The sequence below is a fragment of the Marinitenerispora sediminis genome, assembly GCF_003336425.1.
Classification (GTDB): Bacteria; Actinomycetota; Actinomycetes; order Streptosporangiales; family Streptosporangiaceae; genus Marinitenerispora; species Marinitenerispora sediminis.
This window is the reverse complement of the sequence record NZ_QEIO01000223.1, coordinates 1-6,000: the sequence shown is the minus strand read 5'-3', so window position 1 is coordinate 6,000 and position 6,000 is coordinate 1. Positions and strand designations below refer to the sequence as shown.

Annotated in this window: 4 protein-coding genes; 2 read left to right on the top strand and 2 right to left on the bottom strand. The window is 77.3% G+C overall.

Features of this window, described 5'->3' with window-relative positions; all coding sequences use genetic code 11:
- Nucleotides 1–900: 900 nt before the first annotated feature.
- Both DEF28_RS25195 and DEF28_RS25190 read right to left on the bottom strand, forming a co-directional pair.
- Entirely contained in the window at nucleotides 901–1,698 is a 798-nt protein-coding gene (locus DEF28_RS25195) for a phosphotransferase (protein WP_199493535.1), read from the bottom strand.
- A 551-nt stretch (nucleotides 1,699–2,249) separates the two neighbouring features.
- The gene (locus DEF28_RS25190) at nucleotides 2,250–3,464 is read right to left on the bottom strand and encodes a winged helix-turn-helix domain-containing protein (RefSeq protein ID WP_114400789.1); all 1,215 of its coding nucleotides are present in this window, start codon (nucleotides 3,462–3,464) and stop codon (nucleotides 2,250–2,252) included.
- Between the two features lie 142 nt (nucleotides 3,465–3,606).
- On the opposite strand from DEF28_RS25190, the gene DEF28_RS25185 reads away from it, so the two are divergent.
- Both DEF28_RS25185 and DEF28_RS25180 read left to right on the top strand, forming a co-directional pair.
- Nucleotides 3,607–4,281, top strand: a complete 675-nt coding sequence (locus DEF28_RS25185; protein WP_114400788.1) for a TetR/AcrR family transcriptional regulator — start codon at nucleotides 3,607–3,609, stop codon at nucleotides 4,279–4,281.
- Entirely contained in the window at nucleotides 4,278–5,186 is a 909-nt protein-coding gene (locus tag DEF28_RS25180; protein ID WP_114400787.1) for an alpha/beta fold hydrolase, read from the top strand. Before DEF28_RS25185 ends, DEF28_RS25180 begins: the two co-directional genes overlap by 4 nt.
- Nucleotides 5,187–6,000: the final 814 nt, after the last annotated feature.

Below are 6,000 nucleotides of genomic sequence, written 5' to 3'. Positions count from 1 at the left end.
CCGGGCGTGGTCTCGGGCAGGCCGGCCGACAGCCACGCGGTCCGGGCGAGGTCGACCGCCTGCGGACCGACCTGGCTCACACACCCCATGACCACGTCCGCACGTCGTCCGTCCACCGTCCTGCGGGGCTGGCCTCCCTGGGCGGGCGGTCGGCCCGCGGCGCCCGCGCCGCTGCGGCGGCCGGCGGTCGCTCTCTGCTCCCGTACCAGGCCCGGGCCCGGCATATCCGGTACCGCCCGGAAGCCGCCGAAGCGGCCGTCGACCCCGTGCGGCGTATCCGCGCTCCGCCCGTCCCGCCCTGGCCGAGTGCCCGCCGGAATGTCGGGCGGCCCGCCGCCGAGTTCGGCGAGGCGCTCACGCGGACGCCCGGGTAGCGGCGAGGCGGCTCTCGGCGCCTACGGCACGGGCGGTGACCCGCCACCCCGCTCGCCGACGCGTTGCGGCCGTCGGCACCGCGGCTGGCGGACCTCGTCACACCGATGCCCCGTGGCGGCCTTTCCCCCGGGCCGGGACGGCCCCCAGCACGTCAGGGCGGGCCCGCGTGGCCGCGTGCGTCGGGCCGCGTCCCACCCGGGTCGCGGTCCGGGCGCGGGCATCCGGCCCCGGGGCCCCGAGCGGGTCGGGTGAGTGGAGCGGTTCCCCCTGCTCCCCGCGCCGCGGTGGCCCTAGAGCTGTTCTCCCGCGCCCATCGCCAGGGGAGCTGTTTCGCCCGTTCACCGCCACGGGAGGTGTGTCACCCGTTCACCGCCACGGGAGGTGTGTCACCCGTTCACCGCCACGGGAGGCTGGTTACCCCCGCCGGTGCGGGGCGCGCGTTCTGGGCGCGCGCCCAGAACGCGGGGCCCGGAGTGTGGTCGGTGCGGGAGTGTGCGTCGGCGGCGCGCGGGGCCGGCGTCGCCGTCACGGCCGCTCGGGGACGTCCAGCCGCCGCATGACCCCGTCCAAGCCGGACCGGACGTCCGCCGGCCGGTCGTTCTCCACGCCGTGCAGCACCTCGTACCAGGGGCCGAGCCGGTGCCAGAGCAGGGCGCGCTCGCGCAGTCCCGGGGAGACGGCGTAGGCGTCGGCGAGCGCCGCGGCGAACTCCGCCGGGGTACCGAAGAGCGCCCACGCCAGGTCGATGGCCGGATCGCCCACGTGGGCGTCGGAGAAGTCGATGACGCCGGTGAGACCGCTGTCGTCCGCGAGGACGTGCTCCGGGCCCAGGTCGCCGTGCACCACGGTGTCGGCCGGGCATTCGGCCACCCCCGCGAGGAGCTCGCGGGCGGGGTCCCGGAGGTCGGCGGGAAGCAGCGGGAGTACCGCGGCCCGGAACCGGCAGACCGTCTCGGTCCGGTCCAGGACGGTCGCTGGCGCGTCCGGCAGACCGCGGTCGACCGCGGCGGCGGCGTCGGTGGCATGCAGTACCCGGAGGAAGGTCCCGAGTTGCCGCGCGTGCGCCGCGGTGGGCCGCTCGGTCGGCGCGCCCGGCACCAGCGCGTGCCGGACGACGAGCGGGGCGGCGCGCAGCAGATGCGGCCGCGGCACGGCCAGCGGCAGCCGCGGCGCCAGCCACGGCATCACCCGGGTCTCCATCCGCAGCCGGTCGGCCGCCGCCGGATGCCGGGGGCGCCGCTCGATCCACCGGCCGCCGACCAGTGTCGCGGCGCTGTCCCATCCCTCGGTGAGCTCCACCGAGCCCGTGCCGTGATCGTCCACGGGGACGAGTACACCACGGGCCGCGGAGCGCCGGAGGCCGTCCGCCGCGCGCCGGGTGCCGACCGCCGGGCCCCGGCGCCCGCTGTGGCCGCGCCCGGCGAGCGTGCGGCCGGCCGAGGCGGTGGGCGAGCCGCCGTACGCCGCGCGGCCTGGGCCCGGTCCCGGCGCGCCTCGCTGCCGCCCGTGGTGCGCGGCGTTCGGCGGGGTGGTGCTGCGGCCGTCCCCCCCCGGGGGCGTTCCCTCCCCATCGCCCGGCCGGGGACGGGGCGGGTGCCGGCCCCGCGGTGGCGGCGAGGAGGCGGACGCGCAGGGGGACGCGTCTCCCGGGCGGCCGGGCAGCCGCGGCGCGGCCCGTGGTACCCGCGCGGACGGGGACGGCTTCTGGGACCGGGGGTTCAACGGGGCCGGTGGTGCGTCGGGGCGGTGGCCGGATGTGGCAACCGCCCCGATCCGCGTGGGCGGCTCGCGCGCGGAGCGGGCATGCCGGACACCGCCGCCGGTCTCTCGCGGTGCACGGCCGGGCCGCCGCGCACCGCCGTCCGGTCCGCCGGTCAGCCTTCGGTCGGCCCCGCGACCCCGTTGCCGAGTCCGAGCCACTCCGCCATGAGGAGGAGCTCCGCGGTCAGCTCGTCGTGGGTCTCCGGCGGGGCACCGGCCTCCAGAGCGGTGCGCTGTACCCGGAGCACGCCGGCCCCGCGGTCGGCCTTCAGGTCCACCCGCGCCACCAACTGGTCGCCCAGCAGCAGCGGCAGGACGTAGTAACCGTATTTGCGCTTGGCGGCGGGGACGTAGATCTCCAGCGTGTAGTCGAAGCCGAAGATCTGCCGCACGCGCTCTCGCTCCCAGACCAGCGAGTCGAACGGGCTGAGCAGCGCCCGAGCGGTGACCCGGCGCGGCAGCCGGGCGTCGCGGTGCAGGTAGGCGGGCCGCCGCCACCCCTCCACCGAGACCGGCACGAGTTCGCCGGAGTCGACCAGTTCGGCCAGCGCGGTCCGGGCCTCGTCGGCGCGCAGCCGGAAGTAGTCGCGCAGGCACTGCTCCGTGGCGACGCCGTGCGCGCGGGCGGCGATGCGCAGCAGTTCGCGGCGCGCCTCGGCAGGGTCCGGGTCCGGGGCCTCGTGCACCGCGCGGGGCAGCACCCGCTCGGGCAGGTCGTAGCGGCGCTCGAACTGCCGGGTGCGGCCGTCGGTGGTGACCTCTCCGGCCCAGAACAGGAACTCCAGGGCCCGTTTGACCAGTGACCAGTTCCAGCCCCAGTTCTCGCGCGCCCGCGGCCGGTCGTGCTCCAGGGCGGCCTCGATCTCCCGGGAGGTGGCCGGCCCCCGCCGCTCGACCTCGGCCCGGACCGCCTTCACCAGGTCCGGCTGCTCGGTGGCGATCCGCCGCATGCCGCCCCACGACTCGTCGCGGGCGCGGGCCATCCGCCAGCGCAGCAGGCGGTGCGTCTCGGGTGGCAGCAGGCTGGCCTCGTGCCCCCAGTACTCCACCAGGTGCCGGCTGCGTGCGGTGGTGGCGCGGTCCAGGAGCGCCGGATCGTACCCGCCGAGCCGGGCGAACACCGGAAGGTACTGGCTGCGGACCAGCACGTTCACGCTGTCGATCTGAATGGCGCCGACGCGGTCGATCACGCGGCGCAGGTGCCGCATGTCCGGGGCTCCGGCGGGTCGGCGGTCGGCGAACCCCTGGGCGGCGAGCGCGATCCGGCGGGCTTGGGCGCGGGAGAGGGTGGAGTCGCGGCGCGGGTGCGGAGGGACGGCGTCGTACATGCGTACCAACGTAGTGGTGCGGCCGGCCCTGCTGCCAGGTGCGGACCGGTCCGGCCCGCCGCCGCGGGCGTGCGGGGGACCGGGCGCGTAGTGACCGAAGCACTTGATATGGTCACTATGTCGAACGGAAGCGAGGAGACCGATGCCGCGACCGACCATTCCCGACCGCAGGAACGCGGTGCTCGACCGGGCCCGGGACCTCTTCCTGGAGAAGGGGTACGACCGGACCACCATGGCCGAGATCGCGCGCCGCGCCGGAGTCGGCAAGGGCGCGGTCTATCTGGAGTTCCCGTCCAAGGAGGCGCTGCTCGACGCGCTGCTGGTGCGCTCCACGCGCTCGCTCACTCGGGAGGTCCGCGCCCTCGTCGCCGCGCACGGCGGTCCGGTGCCGGTGTCCGCCGCCTGGCGGTTCGGGGTCGAGGCGCTGCTCCACGACGAGTTCATGCTCGCCTGCTACCTCGCCGAGGCCGATGTGCTCGGCGGGTACCTGCGCCGGAAGGGCCCGCGGAGGTACGGACCGCGGCTGGACTGGCTGGTCGACTTCATCACGGAGTCGCAACAGGCCGGCGTGGTGCGCGCCGACCTCGACCCGCGCGCGGCCGCGACGGTGATGTCGGTGTTCGCGGTCGGGTTGGCCAGCACCGCCCCGGTCATGGGGCCGTTGTCCCGCGACCGGCTCCGCGAGAGCGTCGACCTGTTCGCCGACCTGGTCGCCGCGGGGTGGGAGACGTCGGCGCCGGACGGCCGGGAGGCCGCCCGGCAGGCGCACGCGCGCCTGCTCGACCGGCTCGACTCCGCGATCGGGAGGCCGGAATGACCGGGGACCCCTTCGCCACCCACCAGGACATCGGGCTGGACGCCGGCCCGATCCGGGTCTACACGGCCGGGCCCCCGGACGCGCCGCCGGTGCTGCTGCTGCACGGCGCGATGCTGGACACCGCGCCACTGACCTGGCGGCACCTGATGCCGGCGCTCGCCGCGAGCCGGCGGGTCATCGCCGTCGACCTGCCGCGGCACGGCGGCTCCCGCCCGTGGTCGGGCGTGCTGGACCAGGCCCGCCTTGAGGACGTGCTCACCGGGCTGCTCGACCGCCTCGGCCTGGCCCGGGTGGATGTCGTTGGGCTCTCGATGGGCGGCGGCCTTGCTGTGGGACTGGCGCTGCGTCGTCCCGAGCGGGTCCGCGGGCTGGTGCTGCTCGCTCCCGGCGGCCTCGACGAGGTGCGCCCGTGGCAGTTCGCCACCTGGCTGCTGCTGCGGATCGGCGCCGTGCCGCGCTGGACGGCGGCCTGGCTGGCGGCGTCGCCGAAGGCCGTGCGCGCGGCGCTGGTCCGTGAGCACCCGGCCGGCGAGCGGACGCCCGACTTCGCCGCCCTCGTGGACCTCGTCCACGCCGAGGCGCGCGCCAAGCGCGCCCACCGGGAGGGCGCGTTCGACGACTGGCAGGTGCACGCGTACGGGCCGCGGCGGATGCGGCTGAACCACCTGCCCCGGCTGCACCTGCTCGCCGTGCCGTCGCTGTGGCTGCGCGGGGAGCACGACACCCTGGTGCCGGAGGAGGTCGTGCGGCGGGCGGCCGCGGCCGCCCCGGGAGGGCGGTTCGCGAGCATCGAGGGGGCCGGCCACGTGAGCCCGCTGGACCGGCCGGACCGCGTGCTGGAACTCGTCGACGGGTTCCTCGGTGAGCTGGACACGGCTGGCGGGCCGGCGTCCGGACCGGCGTGACGGGGCCGTGCCGGGGCCGCCGCTCAGAGGGTCCGCGCCGCGCGGGCGCGGGAGCGACGGTGCTGGAGGCCCCGCTCCGTCGGCGAGCGGATAGCCGCTGTTCCCGACCCGCACGGGCGGAGAACGGGCAGGACCGGTGGCGCTGGGGGACGGCCCCGCTTCGGCCCAGGCCGGAGCACGGGTCCCCGACAACGGCCTTCCCCCCGGCTCCGACCCCGCGCCCGGCCGACGCTTCCCGAGTGGCCCCGGGGCAGGGGAGCGGCGCGGACGCCTGCGCACGCGCCGGCCGGTCAGTCGGGCCGGGAGTGCCGCCGCGTGCGCGCCGGTGGGAAGCGCCGCATCGAGCACGCGATCCTCGCGGTCGTGCTCGTGAGCGGGGCCGTATCCACGCTCCGTGACCGGAGTCCTGGTGCTCCGGCCGGCCTTTCCCAACGCCGCTTACGGCCGGGCCGCTCGGCGGTCCGCATGTCGCCCCGACCGGCCCGGTCGTCCGCTCCGGATCCCGCGGGCGCCGGGACAGGGCGGCGGGACAGCGGCCCGGCCTTCGGTTCGGCGGCCCGGAGGTGGGGCGGCGCGGCGCCACCGCGACGTCCAGGAGGACGGCACCGCACCGGTGTGCCGTCCGCCGGGGCCCCGGACCTAGGGCGTGCCGCCGTTCTCCCGCTGGTACTCCTCCCACGCCTCCCGCAGCCGCTCGCGGGACTCCGGGTCATCCGGGTCGAACGGCCACGGGAACTCCTCGGGTGCCGCCTCCTCCTCCGGTTCGCCTTCTCCGGGGGCCTCCTCGGGGGCCGGAGGCTCCGGAGAGGGGGGC